Origin of the sequence: Pseudomonas imrae (genome assembly GCF_046352735.2) — a bacterium.
GTDB classification, from domain to species: domain Bacteria; phylum Pseudomonadota; class Gammaproteobacteria; order Pseudomonadales; family Pseudomonadaceae; genus Aquipseudomonas; species Aquipseudomonas imrae.
The window spans coordinates 3,282,780-3,304,401 of the sequence record NZ_CP110853.2 but is presented as its reverse complement, the minus strand read 5'-3'; the positions used below and the strand labels follow the sequence as shown (position 1 = coordinate 3,304,401).

Sequence of the window (21,622 nt, the reverse complement as noted above, 5' to 3'; positions counted from 1 at the left end):
AGAGGGCTAGGGTGGTTCTCAACCCCTCACCGTCTCAGATAAGACCCGAAATCAATATCCCCCGCACTCAGAATCGCCTGCACTCGATTATGCACATTCAGCTTGCGCAGGATCGCTGACACATGGGCCTTCACCGTCGTCTCGGCAATCTCCAGGGTATACGCAATCTGTTTGTTCGATTCACCCTTGGTCATGCGCTCCAACACCAGCAGTTGTTTGCGCGTCAAGGCCTGGAGCAGCTCCGGGGCGAAGGCCGGGTTGTCGTTCATGCGCCGCGGGCTGCTGTTTTTCTGGGTGCGGATGATGTCCGGGGGAAGGTAGACATTGCCGTTGAGGATCTGCTGGATCGCCTCGGTCATCTGCGCCCGTGGTGAGGATTTGGTGATGAAACCGACCGCACCGTAGGTGATGGCTTGCAGCACGATCTGCTTGTCCTGCTCGGCGGAGACGATTACCACCGGAATCGTCGGCGCTTCGTTTCGCAAGTTGATCAGGCCATTGAGGCCGTGCATGCCGGGCATGTTCAGGTCCAGCAGGATCAGGTCCAGATCGTCGTGCTCACGGGTCAGGGCCAGGGCGCTGTCCAGGTCGGCGGTTTCCATGACTTCGCTGCCGGCAAAGCCATCGCTGATGACGTTATGAATCGCTTCGCGAAACAGCGGGTGATCATCGGCAATCAGAATTTTGTACATGGCCGTTCACCTTTTTGTTGTGATTGTTCTAAGGGGTAATAAGCACAAATGGCTCAGGTTGTGCCGCCGTCAGTGGCAGTTTCGCGGCCTCCCAGGCATCCAGTCCATCGCGGTACCAGTACACGCGGCTATAACCGAGGTTGATGGCTCGTTTTACCGCGTTCCAACTCAGCCAGCAATCGGAGCGACAGTAGAACACCAGCGGCCGTGTCAGGTCGCCGCCCGTGGAACTATACAAATGGCGCACGAAGTAGCCCTGCCACTCGGGTGTGAGGTCGCCGTCGCCGGTATTGGCCAGCCAATGGCTGCCTGGCAGATTGGCGTGAGGCTGGTCTTCGATAAAGCGCCCTTGCAGCCACTGGCGGCGGTAGACGTCGATCAACACCGGGGCTGGCGCCTGCGTCAGCAAGGCCTGCAGGGTGGCGGTGTCGACGATGGTTGCCCCAGGCAGGTGATCGGGTGTCGGACTGCGATACAAGCTGACGCGGTAGCCTTCGGCGGAAAACAGCGGAGCCTGTGCCTGGGCCGCAGGGATCCCGACGAACAGGCAAAGCAATGCCAGCAATGGCAATCGGGCAGGCAGCATGGCAGGTCCAATCCTTCTCGTTATGCGCCTATTACACGCCAGTCCCGGTGCCTTGGGAATGCGACGATAGACAGGAAAACCAGTACCAAAGTAGTAAGTCGCGCAGTCCCGGGGAGTTCTAGCATGGGCGACAGATGCTGCCATTGGAGGCGCCATGAATATTCTGCTGGTCGATGACCACGCTGTGGTACGCCTGGGCTATGCCGGCCTGCTGCGCGCCTTGCTGCCTGGTGTGCACGTGCGGGAAGCCAGCAACGGCGAAGAGGCGTTGCTGCGGGTACAGGAGGCGGTACCGAACCTTTTGATCACTGGCTTTGGCCTGCCGGGTATCAGCGGCCTGGAGACCACTCGCCGCCTGCGCCAGCGCCTGCCGCAATTGCGCGTGCTGTTTTTCAGCCAGCATGCCGAGCTGCCGCTGGTACGCCAGGCCCTGGAGGCCGGCGCTTCGGGCTATATCACCAAGAGCGCGACGCCAGAGGTGATGAGCGAAGCGGTGCAGCGCATCCTCGACGGTCATACCTATATCGAACAGGCGTTGGCCACTGAGCTTGCCTACCACGGCGACGATCACCGCCTGCAGGGCGTGACCCCGCGCGAACTGGAGATCTTCCTGATGCTTGCCAGGGGCACACCGACCCGCTCCATCGCGATGCAACTGAGCCTGAGCAGCAAGACCGTGTCCAACTACCTGACCTTGCTCAAGAGCAAACTGCAGGTCACTTCACATGCCGAGTTGGTACACCTTGGGATCGACATGGGTGTTGTGCGGATCGCTGGTTGACCGGATGCTCCCACACAAACCCGCACACATTTTGAGAGGCGGTGGCTTAGCGATCCCAGGTAGTCGGGCAGTCGGTGCAGCCCTCCATGTTCGCATCCTGGAAATTTGCATAGTGCTGGCGGGTCCCGCTCAGGGTTGCCTGTTCGAGATTGCTTTCACCGAACTTGGCTTCTTGCAGATTGGCATTACTGAGGTCGGCGCCTTGCAGGTCGGCCTTGCTCAGCCAGGTCATTTCCAGGTCGGCCGCCCGCAGGTTGGCTTTGTGCAACTTGGCGCCGGACAGACGGGCAAATTGCAGGTAGGCGGCGCTGAGGTCGGCGTTTTCGAACTGTGCGCCCTGGGCAAACATGCCCCAACCCTGCACGGCCACCAGGGTTGCGCCGCTCAAGTCGGCGAGGCGCAGGTTGCTTTGTTGCAGGCTGGCGCGGGTCAGGTTGGCGCCCTGCAGTTGAGCTTTTTCCAGATTGGCCAGGTCGAGGTTGGCATGGCGCAGGTCGGCGTCACGCAAATCGGCGCCAGCCAGGTTCATCTTGCTCAAGTTCTGATTGCGCAGGTTGGCGCCCTTGAGGTTGGCGCCGGGGCACTGGCTGTGCTCGGCGATGGTGCAGCCGTTGATGACCAGCGGTGCGTCGTCGGCTTGGGCGAGGGGCAGGCTTAGCAGGAGCAGTAAAGGCAGGAGGTTCATGGCAAGGCCTCTTGAGAAGGGAAGCCGGAAGAGCCCATCGGCTCTCCCGGCTGAGGGCTATTTGTGTGCGGTCTTCATATCCCAGCTCGGGATCTTGAACACCCAGAACGAACCACCTTGTGCCACCGGCTTGGTCAACTCGGCCATGTCGCCACCCCACAGCGGGACCGCGCCGCCATAGCCGACAGTGACGCCGATGTATTGCTCGCCATCCTGTTCCCAGGTGATGGGTGGGGAGACGATGCCGCTGCCGGTCTGGAATTTCCACAACTCCTTGCCGGTCTTGGCATCGAAGGCCTTGAAGAAGCCATCGCCGGTGCCGGTGAACACCAGGTTGCCCTTGGTTGCCAATACACCTGCCCACAAGGGCAGCTGTTCCTTGTGCTCCCAGACCACCTTGCCGGTAGTCGGATTCATCGCCCGCAACGTGCCGACGTGGTCGTCATACATGCGCTTGATGCGGAAACCCATGCCCAGGTAGGCCGAGCCTTTCTTGTAACTGACTTCCTCGGTCCAGTATTCCTCTTTCCACTGGTTGCCAGGAATGTAGAACAGCCCGGTGTCCTGGCTGTAGGCCATGGGGTTCCAGTTCTTGCCGCCCAGGAACGGCGGCGAGACTTCCACCGGCTTGCCCTTGGTTTCTCCCGGCAGAGGCTTGGCCGGGCGCTGGCCTTCGTTCTCCACGGGACGCCCGGTTTTCAGGTCGATGTGGCTAGCCCAGGTGATGTTGTCGACGAAGGGGAAGGCGTTCTGCAATTTGCCGTTGTTACGGTCCACCACGTAGAAGAAACCGTTGCGGTCTGCGTGACCGGTGGCCTTGACCACCTTGCCATCCTTGTCCTTGTAGTCGAACAGCACCAGTTCGTTGTTCCCGGAGAAATCCCAGGCGTCGTTTGGCGTGTGCTGGTAGAACCATTTCACTTCGCCGGTGCTTGGATCGACGCCGACTTGGCCGGAGGTGTAGAGGCTGTCAAAGTCGTGGGGGTTGCCGTCCTTGGAGGTACGTGCCCAGGTGTTCCAAGGGCCAGGGTTGCCGGCGCCGACGATGATGGTGTTGGTTTCGGGATCGAAGCTGGCGCTCTGCCAGGGCGCGCCGCCGCCGTGGCTCCAGGCCTCGACCTTGCCGGTTTCGGTATTCGGATCATCCGGCCAGGACGGCGCCTTGACGTCGCCGGTCGGCGTGCTGTCCTTGCCGTTGAGACGGCCCATGTGGCCCTCCACGAACGGGCGCATCCACACTTCTTCACCGGTGTCCGGGTCGCGTGCATACAATTGGCCGACCACGCCGAATTCATCGCCGGAGCTGCCGTGGATCAGCAGCACTTTGCCGCTGACTTTGTCTTTGATCAGCACCGGGGCGCCGGTCATGGTGTAACCGGCGGCGTGGTCGCCGAATTTCTTGTTCCACACCACTTTGCCGGTGTTTTTGTCGAGGGCCACCAGGCGCGCATCGAGGGTGCCGAAGTAGATTTTGTCGCCGAAGATCGCCGCCCCGCGGTTGACCACGTCACAGCACGGGCGAATGTTGTCGGGCAGGCGGTGGCTGTAGGTCCACAGGCGCTTGCCGGTCTTGGCGTCGAGGGCGAAGACCCGCGAATACGAGCCGGTGACATACACCACGCCGTCGCTGACGATGGCCTGGGATTCCTGGCCGCGCTGCTTCTCATCCCCGAACGAGTAGGACCAGGCCGGCGTCAACTTGAACACGTTCTGGTCGTTGACCTGGGCCAGCGGGCTCCAACGCTGGGCATTGGTGCCCATGCCGTATTGCAGGACGTCCTTGGTGCTCAAGTGATCATTGGCGATGTCTTCCCACGTCACGTTTTGCGTCTGTTTTGCAGGCGTGGCGGCGGCGAAGCTTGCCGCACTCAAGGTCAGGCTGCCGGCCAGCAGGAAAGCCTGCACGGCAAGGCACAGCGGTGAGAGGGCGGGTAGCGATCTTATTGTCATGGTTGCAGTTCCCAGTGGAGGTTTTGGCCTGCACAGGTTGCTGTCTGGGAAGGGCGCACGCATACGGAAAATATCCCGATGTTGCCGGGACAATTTCCCGAACCGCATCTGATTTGGCACTGCCCCACAAGCCCTACTACCAAGGGAGGAGGGGCCGACCACCAAAGCAGCATACGGCGCCTGGTGCAGGCTTTCTAAGATGGTTGCCATAGCCTCTGCAAAGAGGTTTTGCGTGCACACCTGAGGGAAAAACAATGACAACAAAACGCAATGCCTTGCTCATTGCCGCCCTGCTGGCCGGCGCTATCAGTGCAGGCACCGCCTGGGCGCATGGCAACGTGACGCCCAGCGCAGTGGAAACCAAAGGCCTGACCCCGATCAAGGACGTCGGCGTGCCGCTCGACGCCGATGGCTGGGCCGCGATAAACCCGTATCGCACCTCGCCGGACAAAGACAAGGCAATCGAAGTCGGCGCCTCTGCCTACAACCAGAACTGCGCGGCGTGCCACGGGCTGGAAGCCAAGTCCGGCGGGATTGCCCCCGATCTGCGGATGCTCGATGAGGGCGATGTCGGCGATGAGTGGTTCGTTGAACGGGTGCGCCATGGCGCCGTGCGTGATGGCCGGGTGTACATGCCGAAGATGGCCGATTATCTGAGCCAGGAGGCATTGTGGGCAGTGCGCACGTACCTCGACAGTGTATACGTAGAGGAATGACCCATGCGCCTTTGCGGGTTGTGGGCCTTGTGTTTGCCAATGGTCGCCTGGGGCGCACCTGACGACCCGGTGCCGTCGGTGATGTGGGCCTATTACCACCAGCGTTTTCTCGACAACGCCCCGTTCGTGTTTGACGAGCGTGTAAAGCTGCTGGCGCCGCCATTTGCCGAAGATGCACGTCAGGTGCCGTTGGAAATCGATGCCAGGGCGTTCAAGGGCCAGGTGGTGAAAATCCTCGCCTGGGCCGAGCTTAATCCACTGCCCGAAATTGTCGACTTCCAACCCGGCGAACGCGTGCTGCCGTGGCTGTCGATCCGTATCCGCATCGAGCAGGCCACACCGTTGCGTGCAGCCGTGTTGACCAGGGATGGCCTGTGGCATGTCGGTTCGACCCTGATCGACGCGGCAGGCGGCGGCTGCACCGCGCCCAGCGTGGCAAGGACTCAGCCGGGCTGGGAAGAGCATCTGGGCGAGGTGTTCGGCGGGCGCTATCCACGTGCCGAGTTGAGCCGCGTAAAGCTGCAGGTATCACATCCCATGGATAACGGCATGGTCAGCGGCATTCCCGAGTTTTTCATCAACCAGGCCGAGCTGCGCGCTGCCGACGGTGAGCTGCTGGCGCGCCTGGAGCTGTTCCCGGCCGTCAGCGAAAATCCCAACCTGGCCTTTGATATCGAAGGGCCGGGGCATACCCGGCTGATGCTGCGCGACACTGGCGGCAGCCAATTCGAGGCGGACATCCCGTGACCCTGCGCTGGATTCTATTGTGGCTGATCGCCCTGAGCCTGCCAGTGCTGGCTGATCTGGACTACCACCTCAAGCCACGACAGATCGCTGACAACACCTGGTTGCTGGAGGGCAGCACCGATAATTTTACTCGGGACAACGGCGGCAACATCGTCAATGTCGGCTTTATCGTCACCGAGCCCGGTGTAGTCGTGGTCGACACCGGGCCGTCCAGGCGCTACGGCGAAGCGTTGCGCCAGGCCATCGCCAGCGTTACCGATAAACCGGTGATCCAGGTGCTGCTGACTCACCATCACCCCGACCATGCCCTGGGCAACCAGGTCTTCAAGGACGTGCCTATCGGTGCCTTGGCGGGAACCACGCAGTTGCTGCACGAGCAGGGCGACAGCATGGCCGAGAACCTGTATCGGATGGTCGGCGACTGGATGCGCGGCACCGAAGTGGTGTTGCCTACCCAAGCCCTGGTGCCAGGCGTGATGACGTTCGGAAGCCATTCCTTACGCCTGCTTGAACTCGGCGGCCACAGTGGCGCCGACTTGGCGATTATGGATGAAAAAACCGGCGTACTGTTTGCAGGAGACCTGGTGTTTTACCAGCGTGCCCTGACCACACCGCATACCCCGGGACTGGCGACCTGGCTGGCGGATATCGCCACCCTGCAAGGTTTGCCCTGGACCCTGGTGGTGCCTGGCCATGGTCCGGTGGCAACCGATGCCAAGCCCTTCGAGCAGATGCGCGACTACCTCGGCTGGCTCGATCAACTGCTGCGCGACGGCGCCAGCCACGGCCGCGATATGCCGGAGCTGATCCGCAGCCCGATCCCGCAGCGGTTTGCCGCCATCAGCCTCACTCGCTACGAATTGATCCGCAGCGTCAGCCACCTGTATCCGCAGTACGAACGTGAGCAGATGCAGCACGTAAACCCCTGACAACATCACAAAAAACAGAGGCCTCACCATGATCTACGCACAACCCGGAACCCCAGGCGCCATCGTCACTTTCAAACCGCGCTACGGTAATTTCATCGGCGGTGAGTTCGTTGCGCCGATCAATGGCCAATACTTCACCAATTCGTCGCCGGTCACCGGCGCAGTGATTGCCGAGTTTCCCCGCTCCACTGCCGCTGATATCGACAAGGCCCTGGACGCCGCTCACGCCGCGGCCGATGCGTGGGGCAAGACCTCGGCCCAGGATCGCTCCCTGGTGTTGCTGAAAATCGCCGATCGCATTGAACAGAACCTCGAAGTACTGGCTGTCAGCGAAACCTGGGACAACGGCAAGGCCGTGCGTGAAACCCTCAACGCCGACGTGCCGTTGGCCGCCGACCACTTCCGTTATTTCGCCGGCTGCATTCGTGCCCAGGAAGGCAGTGCTGCCGAGATCAACGAACTGACTGCCGCCTATCACTTCCACGAGCCGCTGGGCGTGGTCGGGCAGATCATCCCGTGGAACTTCCCGCTGTTGATGGCCGCCTGGAAACTGGCCCCGGCGCTCGCTGCCGGCAACTGCATCGTGCTCAAGCCGGCCGAGCAGACGCCACTGTCGATTACGGTGTTTGCCGAACTGATTGCCGATTTACTGCCACCCGGTGTGCTGAACATCGTTCAGGGGTTTGGCCGTGAAGCCGGTGAAGCGCTGGCCACCAGCAAACGCATCGCCAAGATTGCCTTTACCGGCTCGACCCCGATCGGCGCGCACATCATGCACGCAGCGGCCGAAAACATCATTCCGTCCACTGTGGAGCTGGGTGGCAAGTCCCCGAACATTTTCTTTGAAGACATCATGAGTGCTGAACCGGCGTTTATCGAAAAGGCCGCCGAGGGCCTGGTGCTGGCGTTCTTCAACCAGGGCGAAGTCTGCACCTGCCCGTCGCGGGCGTTGGTGCAGGAGTCGATCTACGAGCCGTTCATGGCCGAGGTGATGAAGAAAATCGTCAAGATCAAACGCGGAAACCCGCTGGACACCGAGACCATGGTCGGCGCCCAGGCTTCCGAGCAGCAATACGACAAGATCCTTTCCTACCTGAAAATCGCTGAGGAAGAAGGCGCCGAGCTGCTCACCGGTGGCGCGGCCGAGCGTCTGGAAGGTGACCTGTCCAGCGGCTATTACATCCAGCCGACCCTGCTCAAGGGGCATAACAAGATGCGTGTGTTCCAGGAAGAAATCTTCGGTCCGGTGGTGGGCATCACTACGTTCAAGGATGAAGCCGAAGCCCTGGCGATTGCCAACGACAGCGAGTTCGGCCTGGGCGCCGGGTTGTGGACCCGCGATATCAACCGTGCGTATCGCATGGGCCGGGCGATCAAGGCAGGGCGCGTGTGGACCAACTGCTATCACTTGTACCCGGCGCATGCGGCGTTTGGCGGGTATAAGAAATCCGGGGTCGGGCGGGAAAATCACAAGATGATGCTGGATCATTATCAGCAGACCAAGAATCTGTTGGTGAGCTATGATGTCAATCCGCTGGGGTTCTTTTGATCCCAGGTTTGTACCTGGCGTTGGGGCAACCTCTCGCCCCAGAGGGGGAGGGGTGATACCAACGCACCCCCAACCTCCCTCGAAAGTAGCATTCGCCCACCGTCTGCCCCATGCATTAATAGCCCTACCGGAATCTTCCGGCACAACAAGAGGACCGCCCCATGTGGACTAAACCCGCGTTCACCGACCTGCGTATCGGCTTTGAAGTGACCATGTACTTCGCCAGCCGCTGAGACGCAAGCCTGGATAGCAGCTGTCTCGCCGTGGCTCGACAGCTGCTACGGGCTACTCTTTGGTCTGATTGCATTTACCTGCGGATGGTTTAGTGTGGAATGCCTCTTCCAAAACAATAAAAACAGGCTTTCCAATGAGCCATAGCCTCAGCCAACTGCGTAAATTCGTCTCCCCTGAAATCATCTTCGGTGCCGGCTCCCGGCACAATGTGGGCAACTACGCCAAGACTTTTGGTGCGCGCAAGGTACTGGTGGTCAGTGATCCCGGTGTGGTTGCCGCCGGCTGGGTCACGGATGTCGAGGCCAGCCTGCACGCCCTGGGTATCGATTACTGCCTGTACACCGCCGTTTCGCCCAATCCGCGTGTCGAAGAAGTGATGCTCGGCGCCGAGGTCTACCGCGAGAACCATTGTGATGTGATCGTCGCCGTCGGTGGCGGCAGCCCGATGGATTGCGGCAAGGCTATCGGCATCGTTGTCGCTCATGGATGCAGCATCCTTGAGTTTGAAGGCGTGGACACCATTCGCGTACCCAGCCCGCCGCTGATCCTGATCCCGACCACCGCCGGTACATCGGCCGACGTATCGCAGTTCGTGATTATTTCCAATCAGCAGGAGCGCATGAAGTTCTCCATCGTCAGCAAGGCGGTGGTGCCGGATGTGTCGTTGATCGATCCGGAAACCACTGCGAGCATGGACCCGTTCCTCTCGGCCTGTACCGGCATCGACGCGCTGGTGCATGCCATCGAGGCGTTCGTGTCCACCGGTCACGGGCCGTTGACCGATCCCCATGCGCTGGAGGCCATGCGCCTGATCAACGGCAACCTGGTGCAGATGATCGCCAACCCGAGCGACATCGCCCTGCGCGAGAAGATCATGCTCGGCAGCATGCAGGCCGGGCTGGCATTTTCCAATGCGATCCTCGGCGCGGTGCATGCCATGTCCCACAGCCTGGGAGGCTTCCTTGACCTGCCCCATGGCTTGTGCAACGCGGTGCTGGTGGAGCACGTGGTGGCGTTCAACTACAACTCGGCCCCGGAACGCTTCAAGGTGATTGCCGAGACGTTCGGCATCGATTGCCGGGGCCTCAATCATCGGCAGATCTGCGGGCGACTGGTGGAGCACCTGATAGCCCTGAAACATGCGATCGGCTTTCATGAAACCCTGGGTTTGCACGGCGTACGAGTGGCGGATATTCCGTTCCTGTCGCAACACGCCATGCATGATCCGTGCATCCTTACCAACCCGCGCGAGTCGAGCCAGCGTGACGTCGAGGTCGTCTATGGCGAAGCTCTCTGACGATCAACAACGTGCGTTGGCCGGGCTGCTGGGGTTGGGCGATCACTCGGCGCGCAAAAGCCATTATCCGGAACTGACGGCGCGCCTGGACGAGCTCGAGGCCGAGCGCAATCGCTACAAAGGGTTGAACGACGAGTTGGAACAACGGGTCGCCGCGCGCACCGATGAATTGCTGGAAGCCAACCGCAACCTGCAACAGCAGATCGCCCGGCGCGAACGCATCGAGCAGGACCTGCGCGATGCACGTGATGCCGCCCAGGCTGCCAATCGCAGCAAGGACAAGTACCTGGCGGCGGCCAGTCATGATCTGTTGCAGCCGCTCAACGCCGCACGGCTGTTGATTTCCACGCTGCGCGAACGGCGTTTGCCGAGTGCCGAGCAGGTGCTGGTGGAGCGCACTCACCAAGCCCTGGAAGGCGCAGAGGACTTGCTCGCCGACCTGCTCGACATCTCGCGGCTCGACCAGGCGGCGGTCAAGCCGGATATCGCCTTGTACCGACTCGATGAATTGCTGGCGCCGCTGGTGTCGGAGTTCCAATCGGTGGCGGCGGCGGCGGGGCTCAACCTGCGGGTGCATATGGGCCGCTACGCCATCAATACCGACCTGCGTCTGCTGACACGTATCCTGCGCAACTTCCTCAGCAATGCCTGTCGCTACACCGACGAGGGCTGCATTCTGTTGGGGGCGCGCCGCCGGGGCGAGCGTTTGCGCCTGGAAGTCTGGGACACCGGACGCGGGATTGCTGCCGATAGCCTCGAATCGATTTTCCTTGAGTTCAATCAGTTGAATGTGGGGCGTGCGGCGGATCGCAAGGGGGTCGGCTTGGGGCTGGCGATTGTCGAGCGTATTGCCAAGATCCTCGGCTACCAGATAGCTGTGCGGTCATGGCCGGGGCGCGGTTCGATGTTCAGTATCGAGGTGCCGCTGTCGCCTGAAATGCCGTTGCCGCTGTGCCAGGCAATGCCTCAGGCCGGCGCTGGCAATCCGTTGCCGGGACGACGGCTGTTGGTGCTGGACAACGAAGTCACCATCCTGGAAAGCATGAGCGCGTTGTTGGGGCAATGGGGCTGTGAGGTGGTGGTCGCCACTGATCAGGCGGGTGCGTTGGTTGCGTTGCAGGGCAGGGCGCCGGAATTGATCCTGGCGGATTATCACCTCGACCATGGCGTGGTTGGCTGCGAGGTGGTCAGGCAACTGCGCGAGCATTTCGCTTCGACGATTCCGGCGGTGATCATTACCGCCGATCGCACTGACCAATGCCGTCGCTCGTTGCAGCGTCTGCAGGCCCCGTTGTTGAACAAACCGGTCAAGCCTGGAAAATTGCGCGCGGTGCTGAGCCAGTTGCTGGGTTAATCGGCTCGCCGTTGATACCTGTCAACACCTCCTGCGCCGCCTGGTCTCATCCTGCACGCCTGAACATCCTGGCTGCCGGAGATCTGCATGAGCGTCCCTGCTACACCCGCTGTTTCCTTCAAATTACCCATTGGCCTGGTTTGCGCTGTGCTGGCAATGGTCGCAGTGCTGCTGTTGCCAGTACCCGCTGACTTGCCGGTGGCGGGCCACCGGATGTTGGCAATCCTCGCGTTTGCCGTGGTGGTGTGGATCACCGAAGCGGTGTCCTACGAAGCCAGTGCGATCATGATCACTTCGCTGATGGCGTTTTTGCTGGGCACCGCGCCGTCCGTGCAGACCCCGACCCAACTGATTGGCTCCAGCCCGGCAATCAGCATGGCGCTGACCGGGTTTTCGAACCCGGCCCTGGCGTTGGTGGCCGGCGCGCTGTTCATCGCCGCCGCCATGACCCACACCGGCCTGGACCGGCGTATTGCGCTGGTCACCCTGACTCGCGTGGGGACCAGCACCCGGGGGATCCTGCTGGGGGCGATTGCGGTGACCATCCTGCTCAGTCTGGTGGTGCCCAGCGCCACTGCGCGCAGCGCCTGTGTGGTGCCGATCATGATGGGGGTGATTGCGGCCTTTGGCGTGGACAAACGCTCGAACATCGCCGCCGGGATCATGATCGTTGTGGCCCAGGGCACCAGCATCTGGAATGTCGGTATTCAGACCGCCGCCGCGCAGAACCTGTTGACGGTCGGTTTCATGGACAAGATGCTCGGCCAGCGTGTGTCGTGGATCGACTGGCTGATCGCCGGGGCGCCGTGGGCGGTGATCATGTCGGCAGTGTTGCTGCTGCTGGTACTCAAGTTGCTGCCACCGGAAAGCAACAGCATCCCCGGCGGCAAGGAAGCGGTGGCGCAGTCGTTGGTGGACATCGGCCCGATGACTGGCCCGCAGAAGCGCTTGCTGACGGTATCGATCCTGCTGTTGCTGGCCTGGGCCACTGAAGGGCGCTTGCACAGCTTTGACACTACCTCCACCACCTACGCCGGCCTGGTCTTGCTGCTGATGCCGGGGATCGGCGTGATGACCTGGAAGGATGTGCAGTCGCGCATTCCATGGGGCACGGTGATTGTGTTCGGTGTGGGCATCAGCCTTGGCACCGCGCTACTCACCACCCAGGCCGGACAATGGCTGGGGACACAGGTGGTGGGGCACACCGGGTTGGATCAACTGGGGCCGCTGGGCGTGTTTGCGATCCTTGCGGCGTTCCTGATCGTGATCCACCTCGGGTTTGCCAGCGCCACGGCGTTGACCTCGGCGCTGTTGCCGATCCTGATCGCTGTGCTGCAAACCCTGCCGGGGGATTTCAGCCGCCTGGGCATGACCATGTTGCTGGGGTTTGTGGTCAGCTATGGCTTTATCCTGCCGATCAACGCGCCGCAGAACATGGTGTGCCTGGGGACGGGGACCTTCACGGCACGGCAGTTCGCCAAGGTGGGCTTGTTGGTGACTTTGATCGGCTACCTGCTGATGCTGGTCTTCGCCGCTACCTACTGGAGCTGGTTGGGCTGGATCTAAGGGCCTGAACCCAATCAGAAATATGGGCGCGAGTTAATCCTCGACATGACAAGATGAACTTAGCTCAGGTCTACTACTCTCTGAGTCATGGTTTTACCGGCCTCGCGCGTCGGTCATCTAGGTCAGGCAATGGATAAATACACCCCTCACACCTGGCAACCTCACGAGCGCCCGAGCTTGCCAGGGTCGCCGTCGACGCCCCATCACCCCACGCTCAAGCGCTGGGCCTTTGCTCTGGTCGGCGTGTTGGTGGCGATCACCGGCGGGTTGGGCAACGCGCTGGTGATCGCCAACCTGCCTTATCTGCAAGGCGCGTTGGGTGCAACAACTGCGGAAATGGCCTGGCTGCCCGCCGCCTATGTCATGACCAATGTCTCGATGAACCTGCTGCTGGTGAAGTTTCGCCAGCAATTCGGGTTGCGTGCGTTTACCGAAGTGTTCCTGATGCTTTACGCCCTGGTCACGTTCGGCCACCTGTTCGTCAACGACCTCAGTTCCGCGATTGCCGTGCGGGCAGCCCACGGCATGGTGGGGGCGGCCCTCAGTTCCCTGGGTTTGTACTACATGGTGCAGGCGTTTCCGGCTAAGTGGCGGCTCAAGGCCTTGGTACTGGGTCTGGGCACTGCACAGTTGGCCTTGCCGTTGGCGCGTTTGTTTACCGAGGACTTGCTGCAAATCGCTGAATGGCGGGGGTTGTATTTGTTTGAGCTGGGCATGGCGCTGATCTGCCTGGGGTGCGTGTTCCTGCTCAAATTACCGCCGGGCGATCGCTTCAAGACTTTTGAGAAGCTCGACTTCCTGACCTTCGCCTTGCTGGCTTCGGGCGTAGCGCTGCTGTGTGCCGTGCTGTCTTTGGGCCGGATCGACTGGTGGCTCGAAGCCCCATGGATCGGCATCGCCTCGGCCGCGTCCGTGGTGCTGATCATGACCGGGCTGGCTATCGAGCATAACCGCGCCAATCCGTTGCTGATGACCCGTTGGCTGGGGGGCGGGGTGATGATTCGCCTGGCGCTGGCGGTGATCCTGATCCGCATGGTGCTCTCCGAGCAATCCACTGGCGCCGTGGGTTTCCTGCAGGCCCTGAACATGAGCAGCGAACAGATGCGCACCCTGTATCTGGTGATGCTGTTGGGAGCAATCAGTGGCCTGGTGATCAGTGCCCTGACCATCAACCCGGCGCACTTGCTGATGCCGTTGGTGATATCCCTGGCGCTGATGGCCACCGGTTCTGTGATGGACAGTTTCTCCAGCAACCTGACCCGGCCAGAGAACATGTACCTCAGCCAGTTCCTGCTAGGCTTCGGGGGCACGTTTTTCCTCGGGCCGACCATGGTGCTGGGGATGCGCAATGTGTTGAGCAACCCGCGCAATCTGGTCAGTTTCTCGGTGCTGTTCGGCATTTGCCAGAACCTGGGTGGGCTGATCGGTGCGGCGTTGCTCGGTACCTTCCAGGTGGTGCGCGAGAAGTTTCACTCCAGCATGATTGTCGAGCACCTGACCCTGATCGACCCGCGCGTCGCGGCGCGAGTGCAGAGCGGGGGATCGGCCTACGGTCCGGTGATCGCCGACCCCGAACTGCGCAACCTGATGGGCATCCGCAGCCTGGCCACGGCGGCAACCCGGGAAGCCAACGTCATGGCCTATAACGATGTGTTCATGCTGATCGCGGTGATCGCGATGCTGACCATGTTCTGGATCTTCACCCGCAGCCTTTGGCTGATGAGTACTACCAAAAAAGCTGCCGCCAGTGCAGCGTCTCCTGTTCAACCCAGCGGCGCACTTCCTTCATGACTGAACCGACCACGACTACCACGACGACCAATGCAATTGCCGCGACGCCCGAAGGCACCACGCCAGCGGGCGCCACATCCACCGAACCGCGGTCCTTGCGGGTGCGGATCATCTCGTCGCTGGGGTTTGCCGCGATTGCCATTATCGGGGTGTTGATCGTGCTGTACGCCTGGCAATTGCCGCCATTTAGCAGCGCAGTGCAAACCACTGAAAACGCTCTGGTACGTGGCCAGGTGACGATCATCGGGCCACAGCTCAGTGGTTATGTGTATGAGGTGCCAGTCCAGGATTTCCAGCACGTCAAGGCCGGGGATTTACTGGTGCGCCTCGATGACCGGATCTACAAGCAGCGCCTGGATCAGGCCCTGGCGCAACTGGCGGTGCAGCAGGCGTCCCTGGCCAATGTGGTGCAGCAACGCAACAGCGCCGAAGCTACCATCAAATTGCGCCAGGCTGCCCTGGCCGACAGCCAGGCCCAGGCGCGCAAAAGCACGGCTGATTTGCGTCGCAACGAAGAACTGATCAGCGATGGTTCGGTGTCCCGGCGTGAACTGGATATAACCCGTGCCGCCCATGCCCAGACCATCGCCGCCGTGGCCCAGGCCCAGGCCAGTCTGGAAATCGCCCGGCAGGACTTGCAGACGGTGATTGTCAATCGCGGCTCATTGGAAGCAGCGGTCGCCAGTGCTGATGCAGCGGTGGAGCTGGCGCGTATCGACCTGTCCAACACGCGCGTATTGGCGCCGCGAGATGGGCAATTGGGGCAGATTGGCGTGCGTCTGGGGGCTTACGTCAACTCTGGTGCGCAGTTGATGGCGCTGGTGCCGAACCAGTTGTGGGTGATTGCCAATATGAAAGAAACCCAGATGGATAACGTGCAGGTAGGACAGCCTGTGACCTTTACCGTCGATGCGCTGGACCATCGTAAGTTTCATGGGACAGTGCAGCGTATCTCGCCGGCCACGGGGTCTGAGTTCAGCTTGTTGCAGGCGGATAATGCCACGGGCAATTTCGTCAAGATTGCCCAACGGGTACCGGTGCGGATTCTGGTGGATGCGGGGCAGGAGCAGATTGAGCGGCTGCGACCGGGGTTGTCGGTGGTGGTGAGTATCGATACGGCTGGGCAGTTGAAGGATACACCGCCTTAGAGTGCAAGGCGGCGCCCACGCTCTTGCAGAGCCCGGTACTTGAACCTGACGCCCAGTTGCACTGACTCCCCGAATTCCAGTAATTTCAACCCCGGCCGCCCGGGCAGATGATGTGCGTTCACCGGATGGCTAACCGGTTCAATGCAAAAGAAATCCAACCCCGGCGGGCAATACAGCAAGAAGTAATCAGCCCCTGTAGCCAGGCATTGCAGCGCATAACCCAGCTCTGGCTGTTCAATCACACATTGCCCGTCCCACTGGCAAAACCCGTTATCCACCAGCCCCTCAGGCAACCTCCTGAGGCGTGAAAAATCCCATAGTGATGCCACAGGTGCCAACCCGGTCGGCAACTTGGTTTCATCGCACAACCACACTTGCGCGGCCTTGGCCTGCAACCGTGTATCCGCCCTGCGCGGAAAATACGGGTGCAACCCCAAGCCATGCCAGGACGCGTTCTGCGCCAGATGCGTGACCTGCAGTTGGATGCTCAACTCACCGCCTTCCAAACTAAAACGCTGCTGCGCGCGATAGGCAAACGGTGTGCTGCTCTCCAGTTGCAGCACCACTTCATTGGGCGTCTGGCTCAGTACCTGCCACGCCTGTTGCCAGGCACTTCCATGAATCGGCAGCGCGTCACTCGCAGCATTCGGCGTCAAGGGTTGCCAGCCCCCAGGCGTATCGAAACCACCTTCGGCAATCCGGTTCGACCAGGGCACCAATGGGAAACAGCCGAGCTTGCCCGGCAGGCCGGCGTCGATGGCATGTTGTGGGCTGTGACGCAACAGCGGCTGGCCGCTGCTGCATACGCTCCAGTTGACGATGCTGCCCCCCAGCGCCGGGGCGAGGGTGAGGCAGGTGATGTCGTCCGTGAGTTCGAGGATTGGCGTATTCATAGGGTTTACAACACCAGAGCCGGCAGCCACAACGACAAGGCTGGAATATACGTGATAGCCAGCAACACCAGGAACAACACGGCATAGAACGGCAGCAGGGATTTGACCGTGTTTTCGATACTGACTTTACCCACGGCCGCGCCGACGAACAGCACCGCGCCCACCGGTGGGGTTATCAGGCCGATGCCCAGGTTTACCAGCATGATCATGCCGAACTGCACTGGGTCCACGCCAATGTCGAGAATCACCGGCATCAGGATGGGCGTAAGAATCAGGATCAGCGGCGCCATGTCCATCACCGTCCCCAACAGCAGGAGCATCACGTTGATGCACATCAGGATCACGTAGCGGTTGTCGGATAATGTCAGGAACATCGTGGTGATCTTCGCCGGGATCTGCATCAGGGTCATGATGTAGCCGAAGCTGGCGGCAAAGGCGATGAGGATCATCACAATGGAAATAGTGCGTACCGTGCGATGCATCAATTTCGGCAGTTCGTTCCACTTGTAGTCGCGGTAGATGAACATGGTGACGAAGAATGCCCACAGCACGGCAATTGCCGCCGATTCGGTGGCAGTGAAGATGCCCGACAGGATGCCGCCGAGGATGATTACCATGGCCATCAGGCCCCACAGGGCGTCGGCGCAGATTTTCAGTGCCTGCTTGAGCGGGATCACTTCGCCCTTGGGGTAACTGCGCTTTTTCGCGAAGATCAGGCACAGCACCATCAGGCAGGCGCTCATCAGCAGGCCCGGGACGACGCCGGCCATGAACAGCGAGGCAATCGATACGGTCCCGCCAGCGGCCAGGGAGTAGAGCACCGAGTTATGGCTGGGTGGGGTCAGCAATGCCTGCACCGAACCGCTCACCGTCACTGCGGTGGCGAACTCCCGTGGGTAGCCGCGACGTTCCATTTCGGGTATCAGGACCGAGCCGACGGAGGCGGTGTCGGCCACCGATGAGCCGGAAATCGCACCAAAAAAAGTTGAGGCCATGATGTTGACCAAGGACAAGCCGCCGCGTACGAAACCCACCAGCACCCCAGCAAACGCAACCAGTCGGCGAGACATGCCGCCCTCGGCCATGATTGCCCCGGCCAGTACGAAAAACGGGATCGCCATCAGCGAAAACTTGTTTACCCCACCGGCTACCTGAATCATCAGGGCCTGGAATGGGATGTCGATCCACCACGCACCGATCAAGGCCGAGAGGCCAAGCGCATAGGCCACGGGCATGCCGATGAGGATCAACGCGACAAAACTGCCCAGCAGAATCAATGCATCCATTTCAGGCAGCCCCTTCGCTTTCTTCAACCAGGTCGAAACGCACGACCCGCCGGTTGCTCTGGTCCCCGAGCAGGAGTTTTTCAAGGACAAACACCAGGGTCAGCAGCCCACCGAGCGGAATTGGCATGTAGGTCACGCCGACGCGCAGGGTAGGGATTGCGCTCATGAACTGATTCCAGGTCGACAGGCACAGCTTGGCGCCCCAGATCGTCATGAACAGGCAAATAGTCGCCATTAACAATTGCGTGACAATGCTGACCATATGGCGTGTAGCGGGGGGAAGGCGGTCGGTGACCATGGCCACGGACATGTGCGCACCCGCACGGTAGCTGGCGGCGGCGCCGACGAAGGTGAAGACCAGCATCAGCAAAATAGCGACGGGTTCCGGCCAACTGGAGCCGGTACCGAGGATGTAGCGAGCGAAGATGCCCCAGGGAATAATCAACGCGACCCCGAGTACCGAGAGGCCTGCGACCCATATACAGGTCATGTAGATACGGTCGTTGATGCGCAGCAGTAAATTCTTCATGGCGTTCACCGTAACCGGGCGCGACGGCTGCATCCGCAGTCCACCGCGCCAGGCCTTATGCGAGGGGGCGGGGAGTTATTGAACGGCGTCGATGCGCTTGATCATGTCGGCGAACGGAGCGCCATACTTGGCCCTTACCCCGGCCGTTGCCTCATAAAAGGGTTTTTTGTCGACGGTGATGAACTCGACACCGGCGGCCTTGAGTTTTTCCTCGCTGCTGGCGGTTTTTTTGTCCCACAGCACCCGCTCTTCGGCCTGGGCGGCCTTGGCGGCTTTCTTCACCATGGTTTGCTGGTCCGGAGTGAGTTTTTCCCAGGTGATTTTCGACATTACGATGGGCTCGGGCAGGATCAGATGTTCAGTGAGGGTGTAGTACTTGGCGCTCTGGTAGTGGTTGTGTTCCAGCAGGGTCGGTGGGTTGTTTTCTGCGCCGTCGATCACGCCAGTCTGCAGGGCACTGAAAATTTCGCCGGTGTCCATGGCAATGCCGTTGCCGCCCATGTCATTAATGGTTTCGATGAACATCGGGTTGCCTTGCACGCGAATCTTCATGCCCTTGAGGTCTTCGATCTTGCGCACCGGTTTCTTGGTGTAGAGGTTGCGCGTGCCTCCGTCCATCCACGCCAGGGCTACCAGGCCGAACTCGGAGTTGGAGATCTTGTCGAGGATTTCGTCGCCGATTTCACCGTCGATGATTTTGCGCATGTGCGCCTGGTCACGAAATACGAATGGCATGTTGAATACATTCACGTCCGGCACCACCGGCCCGACGATACCGAGGCTGACGCGGGTCATCTGGATCGCGCCGACCTGGGCCTGTTCGACGACTTCTTTCTCCGATCCGAGGACCCCACCCGGAAAGTACTTGAAGGTCAGCTCGCCGTTGCTCTCCTTGGTCAGGGCCGCGCCCATGCTTTTTTCGGCGACTACGGTTGGGTAACCGTCGGGGTGAATGTCGGCGAATTTGATTTCCAGGGCGTGGGCGACGTTGGCGAATGCAAAGGTGAGAGGGAGTGCGGCGGCGAGCAAGGTGCGTTTGAAGTTCATGGGGTTCGTCTCCAGTTTTTTATTGTTGTATTCAAGGCACAGCGATGCGGTCAGAGAGTGAACGTGGGTTCCTCCAGTCCCTTTACGCCGGGGTTCAGCGCGAATACGCCACCAGCGACAGAGTATTGCGTGTTGTCGTCGCGGATCGAGGTGACGAACAACGTGTCCAGCTGGCTGCCGCCAAAGGCACACATGGTGGGTTTTTTCACAGGTACGGACAGGGAACGGTCGAGGCGCCCATCGGGGGTGAAACGGTGAACCAGGCCGGCGTCGTTGGCGCAGATCCAGTAGCAACCTTCGGCGTCGATAGCCGCTCCATCGGGGCGGCCGAGGTGGTGATTCATGTCGACGAACTCGCGGCGGTTGGACGGTGTGCCGGTGTCGGTGTCGTAGTCGAAGGCCCAGATCCGCTGTACGCTCGGGTGTGAATCCGAGAGGTACATCGTGCGCCCGTCGGGGCTGAAGGCCAGCCCGTTAGGGGTGACGAAATCGTGGAGCACGGCGCGGGGCGTCTCGCCGGTCGCGTAGCGATAAAGCACGCCTTCAGCGGCGTTGGCGTCCATGTTCAGCACCATGCTGCCGGCCCAGAAGCGTCCCTGCCGGTCGCAGCGCCCATCGTTGAGACGCATGTCCGGGCGCGTGTGTTCGACGCTTGCCAGCGCAGTGGCTTCAAGGCGGTCGCCGTCGTGGGTGTTCAGTTGGAAGAAACCGGTTTCCATGCCGGCCACCCAACCCCCCTGGTTATGCCTTGCGATACAGGCGAGCATCTGCGCGCCTTTCCAACGTTTGACCAGGCCGTGGGCCGCATCCCAGCGCTGCAACACGCCATTGGGGATGTCCACCCAGTACAGGGCGTTTTCTTCAGGTACCCAGACCGGGCTTTCGCCCACGGCGTTGCGGGCATCAACAATCAACTCAGCTTGCATGGCGACTCAATTCCCTTGGGTTTGGCAGTTCAATCACCGAACGGGCCGGCGGCGCAGAAGGCTCCGCCCTGATATAACCGCGCCGGGTCGTCGGCTGCGGGCATCGGTTGGGCTTCAATCTGCTTGCGGAACACTTCGGAGCTGTCACGGGCGACAAAGCCCAGGTGCGCCGCGTAGCGGTTATCCCACCAGACGTTCAAATTGTCGGACATGCCGTAGACCACGGTGTGGCCAACGTCGGGGGTGTATAGGGCGCGCTCCAGCAGTTGGGTGAGATCATCGAAGCTCAGCCAGGTGTGCATCATCCTGCGGTTATGTGGCTCGGGGAATGAGGAGCCGATGCGGATGCTCACGGTCTCGATGCCATAACGGTCGAAGTAAAAGCTGGCCATGTCTTCGCCGTAGGATTTGGACAGACCGTAATAACCATCGGGGCGACGGGGGGAGAGGGTGTCCAGCTTCTGGTCCTGGGGGTAGAAGCCGATGACGTGATTGGAGCTGGCAAAAATCACACGTTTGACCCCGTGACGCCGGGCGGCTTCGTAAATGTGAAAGACGCCGCTGATGTTGGCACCGAGGATTTCTTCGAACGGCCGTTCAACCGAAACACCGCCAAAGTGCAGGATGGCATCGACGCCTTCCACCAGTTGATGCACGGCCTGCTTATCGGCCAGGTCGCAAGGATGCACCTCTTCACGGTCGGCGGCAGGGGCCATGTCGGCGATGTCGGATAAACGCAGGATATGGGCGTAGGGGCGCAGGCGCTCGCGCAGAACCTTGCCCAAGCCACCGGCGGCGCCGGTCAGCAGCAGGCGGTTGAATGCAATGGGAGTGGTTGAGGTGGTCGTCATGAATATCTCTGGTTTTGTTGTAGGTTGTCGTATGACTTGGTGGAAATATTGTGGTGGTTTGTACG

Annotated in this window: 21 protein-coding genes; 11 read left to right on the top strand and 10 right to left on the bottom strand. The window is 60.8% G+C overall.

Going from position 1 to position 21,622, the window contains the following annotated elements; all coding sequences use genetic code 11:
- Positions 1 to 26: 26 nt before the first annotated feature.
- The gene (locus OQ460_RS14680; protein WP_410018174.1) at positions 27 to 692 is read right to left on the bottom strand and encodes a response regulator; all 666 of its coding nucleotides are present in this window, start codon (positions 690 to 692) and stop codon (positions 27 to 29) included.
- 28 nt (positions 693 to 720) lie between these two features.
- A complete protein-coding gene (locus OQ460_RS14675; RefSeq protein ID WP_410018173.1) occupies positions 721 to 1,278 on the bottom strand; it encodes a PQQ-dependent catabolism-associated CXXCW motif protein in 558 nt (185 codons plus the stop codon).
- Between the two features lie 154 nt (positions 1,279 to 1,432).
- Between OQ460_RS14675 and OQ460_RS14670 the strand changes: the two genes are divergently transcribed.
- A complete protein-coding gene (locus tag OQ460_RS14670) occupies positions 1,433 to 2,059 on the top strand; it encodes a response regulator (RefSeq protein WP_410018172.1) in 627 nt (208 codons plus the stop codon).
- 46 nt (positions 2,060 to 2,105) lie between these two features.
- On the opposite strand, the gene OQ460_RS14665 is transcribed toward OQ460_RS14670, so the two are convergent.
- Both OQ460_RS14665 and exaA read right to left on the bottom strand, forming a co-directional pair.
- On the bottom strand, positions 2,106 to 2,744 hold the full coding sequence (locus tag OQ460_RS14665; protein ID WP_410018171.1) for a pentapeptide repeat-containing protein: 639 nt from the start codon (positions 2,742 to 2,744) through the stop codon (positions 2,106 to 2,108).
- Positions 2,745 to 2,801: 57 nt separating this feature from the next.
- Complete coding sequence (gene exaA, locus OQ460_RS14660) at positions 2,802 to 4,694, bottom strand: quinoprotein ethanol dehydrogenase (protein WP_410018170.1); 1,893 nt, start codon at positions 4,692 to 4,694, stop codon at positions 2,802 to 2,804.
- Between the two features lie 254 nt (positions 4,695 to 4,948).
- Here exaA and pedF point away from each other — a divergent pair, with 254 nt between their 5' ends.
- The 10 genes from pedF to OQ460_RS14610 all read left to right on the top strand — a co-directional run bounded on the left by pedF (position 4,949) and on the right by OQ460_RS14610 (position 16,025).
- Positions 4,949 to 5,410 (top strand): cytochrome c-550 PedF, encoded by a 462-nt coding sequence (gene pedF / locus OQ460_RS14655; RefSeq protein WP_410018169.1) that lies wholly within the window; start codon positions 4,949 to 4,951, stop codon positions 5,408 to 5,410.
- A 3-nt stretch (positions 5,411 to 5,413) separates the two neighbouring features.
- Positions 5,414 to 6,157, top strand: coding sequence for a quinoprotein dehydrogenase-associated SoxYZ-like carrier (locus OQ460_RS14650; protein WP_410018168.1), 744 nt, complete (start codon positions 5,414 to 5,416; stop codon positions 6,155 to 6,157).
- A gap of 2 nt (positions 6,158 to 6,159) precedes the next feature.
- Positions 6,160 to 7,086: a quinoprotein relay system zinc metallohydrolase 1 gene (locus tag OQ460_RS14645; protein WP_410022013.1), complete on the top strand. Its 927-nt coding sequence runs from the start codon at positions 6,160 to 6,162 to the stop codon at positions 7,084 to 7,086.
- Between the two features lie 28 nt (positions 7,087 to 7,114).
- Entirely contained in the window at positions 7,115 to 8,635 is a 1,521-nt protein-coding gene (locus OQ460_RS14640) for an aldehyde dehydrogenase family protein (RefSeq protein WP_410018167.1), read from the top strand.
- 161 nt (positions 8,636 to 8,796) lie between these two features.
- Positions 8,797 to 8,868: a pyrroloquinoline quinone precursor peptide PqqA gene (pqqA, locus tag OQ460_RS14635; RefSeq protein WP_010209364.1), complete on the top strand. Its 72-nt coding sequence runs from the start codon at positions 8,797 to 8,799 to the stop codon at positions 8,866 to 8,868.
- 134 nt (positions 8,869 to 9,002) lie between these two features.
- Positions 9,003 to 10,166 (top strand): alcohol dehydrogenase-like regulatory protein ErcA, encoded by a 1,164-nt coding sequence (gene ercA, locus OQ460_RS14630; RefSeq protein ID WP_410018166.1) that lies wholly within the window; start codon positions 9,003 to 9,005, stop codon positions 10,164 to 10,166.
- The gene (locus OQ460_RS14625) at positions 10,150 to 11,520 is read left to right on the top strand and encodes a hybrid sensor histidine kinase/response regulator (protein ID WP_410018165.1); all 1,371 of its coding nucleotides are present in this window, start codon (positions 10,150 to 10,152) and stop codon (positions 11,518 to 11,520) included. The genes ercA and OQ460_RS14625 overlap by 17 nt, the downstream gene beginning before the upstream one ends.
- An 87-nt stretch (positions 11,521 to 11,607) precedes the next feature.
- On the top strand, positions 11,608 to 13,086 hold the full coding sequence (locus OQ460_RS14620) for a DASS family sodium-coupled anion symporter (protein WP_410018164.1): 1,479 nt from the start codon (positions 11,608 to 11,610) through the stop codon (positions 13,084 to 13,086).
- A 129-nt stretch (positions 13,087 to 13,215) separates the two neighbouring features.
- Positions 13,216 to 14,877: an MFS transporter gene (locus OQ460_RS14615; RefSeq protein ID WP_410018163.1), complete on the top strand. Its 1,662-nt coding sequence runs from the start codon at positions 13,216 to 13,218 to the stop codon at positions 14,875 to 14,877.
- Positions 14,874 to 16,025: an HlyD family secretion protein gene (locus OQ460_RS14610; RefSeq protein ID WP_410018162.1), complete on the top strand. Its 1,152-nt coding sequence runs from the start codon at positions 14,874 to 14,876 to the stop codon at positions 16,023 to 16,025. The genes OQ460_RS14615 and OQ460_RS14610 overlap by 4 nt, the downstream gene beginning before the upstream one ends.
- Here OQ460_RS14610 and OQ460_RS14605 read toward each other — a convergent pair.
- The 6 genes from OQ460_RS14605 to OQ460_RS14580 all read right to left on the bottom strand — a co-directional run bounded on the left by OQ460_RS14605 (position 16,022) and on the right by OQ460_RS14580 (position 21,557).
- Positions 16,022 to 16,918: an aldose 1-epimerase gene (locus OQ460_RS14605; protein ID WP_410018161.1), complete on the bottom strand. Its 897-nt coding sequence runs from the start codon at positions 16,916 to 16,918 to the stop codon at positions 16,022 to 16,024. The two genes, OQ460_RS14610 and OQ460_RS14605, sit on opposite strands and share 4 nt — an antisense overlap.
- Positions 16,919 to 16,923: 5 nt before the next feature.
- On the bottom strand, positions 16,924 to 18,204 hold the full coding sequence (locus OQ460_RS14600) for a TRAP transporter large permease (protein ID WP_410018160.1): 1,281 nt from the start codon (positions 18,202 to 18,204) through the stop codon (positions 16,924 to 16,926).
- A gap of 1 nt (position 18,205) precedes the next feature.
- Positions 18,206 to 18,733 (bottom strand): TRAP transporter small permease, encoded by a 528-nt coding sequence (locus tag OQ460_RS14595; protein WP_410018159.1) that lies wholly within the window; start codon positions 18,731 to 18,733, stop codon positions 18,206 to 18,208.
- Positions 18,734 to 18,808: 75 nt separating this feature from the next.
- Positions 18,809 to 19,780 carry a TRAP transporter substrate-binding protein gene (locus tag OQ460_RS14590; protein ID WP_410018158.1) on the bottom strand — a complete coding sequence of 324 codons (972 nt, stop codon included), beginning with the start codon at positions 19,778 to 19,780 and terminating at the stop codon, positions 18,809 to 18,811.
- Positions 19,781 to 19,830: 50 nt separating this feature from the next.
- Positions 19,831 to 20,706, bottom strand: a complete 876-nt coding sequence (locus OQ460_RS14585; RefSeq protein WP_410018157.1) for an SMP-30/gluconolactonase/LRE family protein — start codon at positions 20,704 to 20,706, stop codon at positions 19,831 to 19,833.
- 29 nt (positions 20,707 to 20,735) lie between these two features.
- Positions 20,736 to 21,557, bottom strand: a complete 822-nt coding sequence (locus tag OQ460_RS14580) for an NAD-dependent epimerase/dehydratase family protein (RefSeq protein ID WP_410018156.1) — start codon at positions 21,555 to 21,557, stop codon at positions 20,736 to 20,738.
- Positions 21,558 to 21,622 lie beyond the last annotated feature (65 nt).

Bases quoted from the DNA above. Each gene is read 5' to 3' on its own strand.
- OQ460_RS14680 (WP_410018174.1), bottom strand. From the start codon at position 692: ATGTACAAAATTCTGATTGCCGATGATCACCCGCTGTTTCGCGAAGCG.
- OQ460_RS14675 (WP_410018173.1), bottom strand. From the start codon at position 1,278: ATGCTGCCTGCCCGATTGCCATTGCTGGCATTGCTTTGCCTGTTCGTC.
- OQ460_RS14670 (WP_410018172.1), top strand. From the start codon at position 1,433: ATGAATATTCTGCTGGTCGATGACCACGCTGTGGTACGCCTGGGCTAT.
- OQ460_RS14665 (WP_410018171.1), bottom strand. From the start codon at position 2,744: ATGAACCTCCTGCCTTTACTGCTCCTGCTAAGCCTGCCCCTCGCCCAA.
- exaA (WP_410018170.1), bottom strand. From the start codon at position 4,694: ATGACAATAAGATCGCTACCCGCCCTCTCACCGCTGTGCCTTGCCGTG.
- pedF (WP_410018169.1), top strand. From the start codon at position 4,949: ATGACAACAAAACGCAATGCCTTGCTCATTGCCGCCCTGCTGGCCGGC.
- OQ460_RS14650 (WP_410018168.1), top strand. From the start codon at position 5,414: ATGCGCCTTTGCGGGTTGTGGGCCTTGTGTTTGCCAATGGTCGCCTGG.
- OQ460_RS14640 (WP_410018167.1), top strand. From the start codon at position 7,115: ATGATCTACGCACAACCCGGAACCCCAGGCGCCATCGTCACTTTCAAA.
- ercA (WP_410018166.1), top strand. From the start codon at position 9,003: ATGAGCCATAGCCTCAGCCAACTGCGTAAATTCGTCTCCCCTGAAATC.
- OQ460_RS14625 (WP_410018165.1), top strand. From the start codon at position 10,150: ATGGCGAAGCTCTCTGACGATCAACAACGTGCGTTGGCCGGGCTGCTG.
- OQ460_RS14620 (WP_410018164.1), top strand. From the start codon at position 11,608: ATGAGCGTCCCTGCTACACCCGCTGTTTCCTTCAAATTACCCATTGGC.
- OQ460_RS14615 (WP_410018163.1), top strand. From the start codon at position 13,216: ATGGATAAATACACCCCTCACACCTGGCAACCTCACGAGCGCCCGAGC.
- OQ460_RS14610 (WP_410018162.1), top strand. From the start codon at position 14,874: ATGACTGAACCGACCACGACTACCACGACGACCAATGCAATTGCCGCG.
- OQ460_RS14605 (WP_410018161.1), bottom strand. From the start codon at position 16,918: ATGAATACGCCAATCCTCGAACTCACGGACGACATCACCTGCCTCACC.
- OQ460_RS14600 (WP_410018160.1), bottom strand. From the start codon at position 18,204: ATGGATGCATTGATTCTGCTGGGCAGTTTTGTCGCGTTGATCCTCATC.
- OQ460_RS14595 (WP_410018159.1), bottom strand. From the start codon at position 18,733: ATGAAGAATTTACTGCTGCGCATCAACGACCGTATCTACATGACCTGT.
- OQ460_RS14590 (WP_410018158.1), bottom strand. From the start codon at position 19,780: ATGAACTTCAAACGCACCTTGCTCGCCGCCGCACTCCCTCTCACCTTT.
- OQ460_RS14585 (WP_410018157.1), bottom strand. From the start codon at position 20,706: ATGCAAGCTGAGTTGATTGTTGATGCCCGCAACGCCGTGGGCGAAAGC.
- OQ460_RS14580 (WP_410018156.1), bottom strand. From the start codon at position 21,557: ATGACGACCACCTCAACCACTCCCATTGCATTCAACCGCCTGCTGCTG.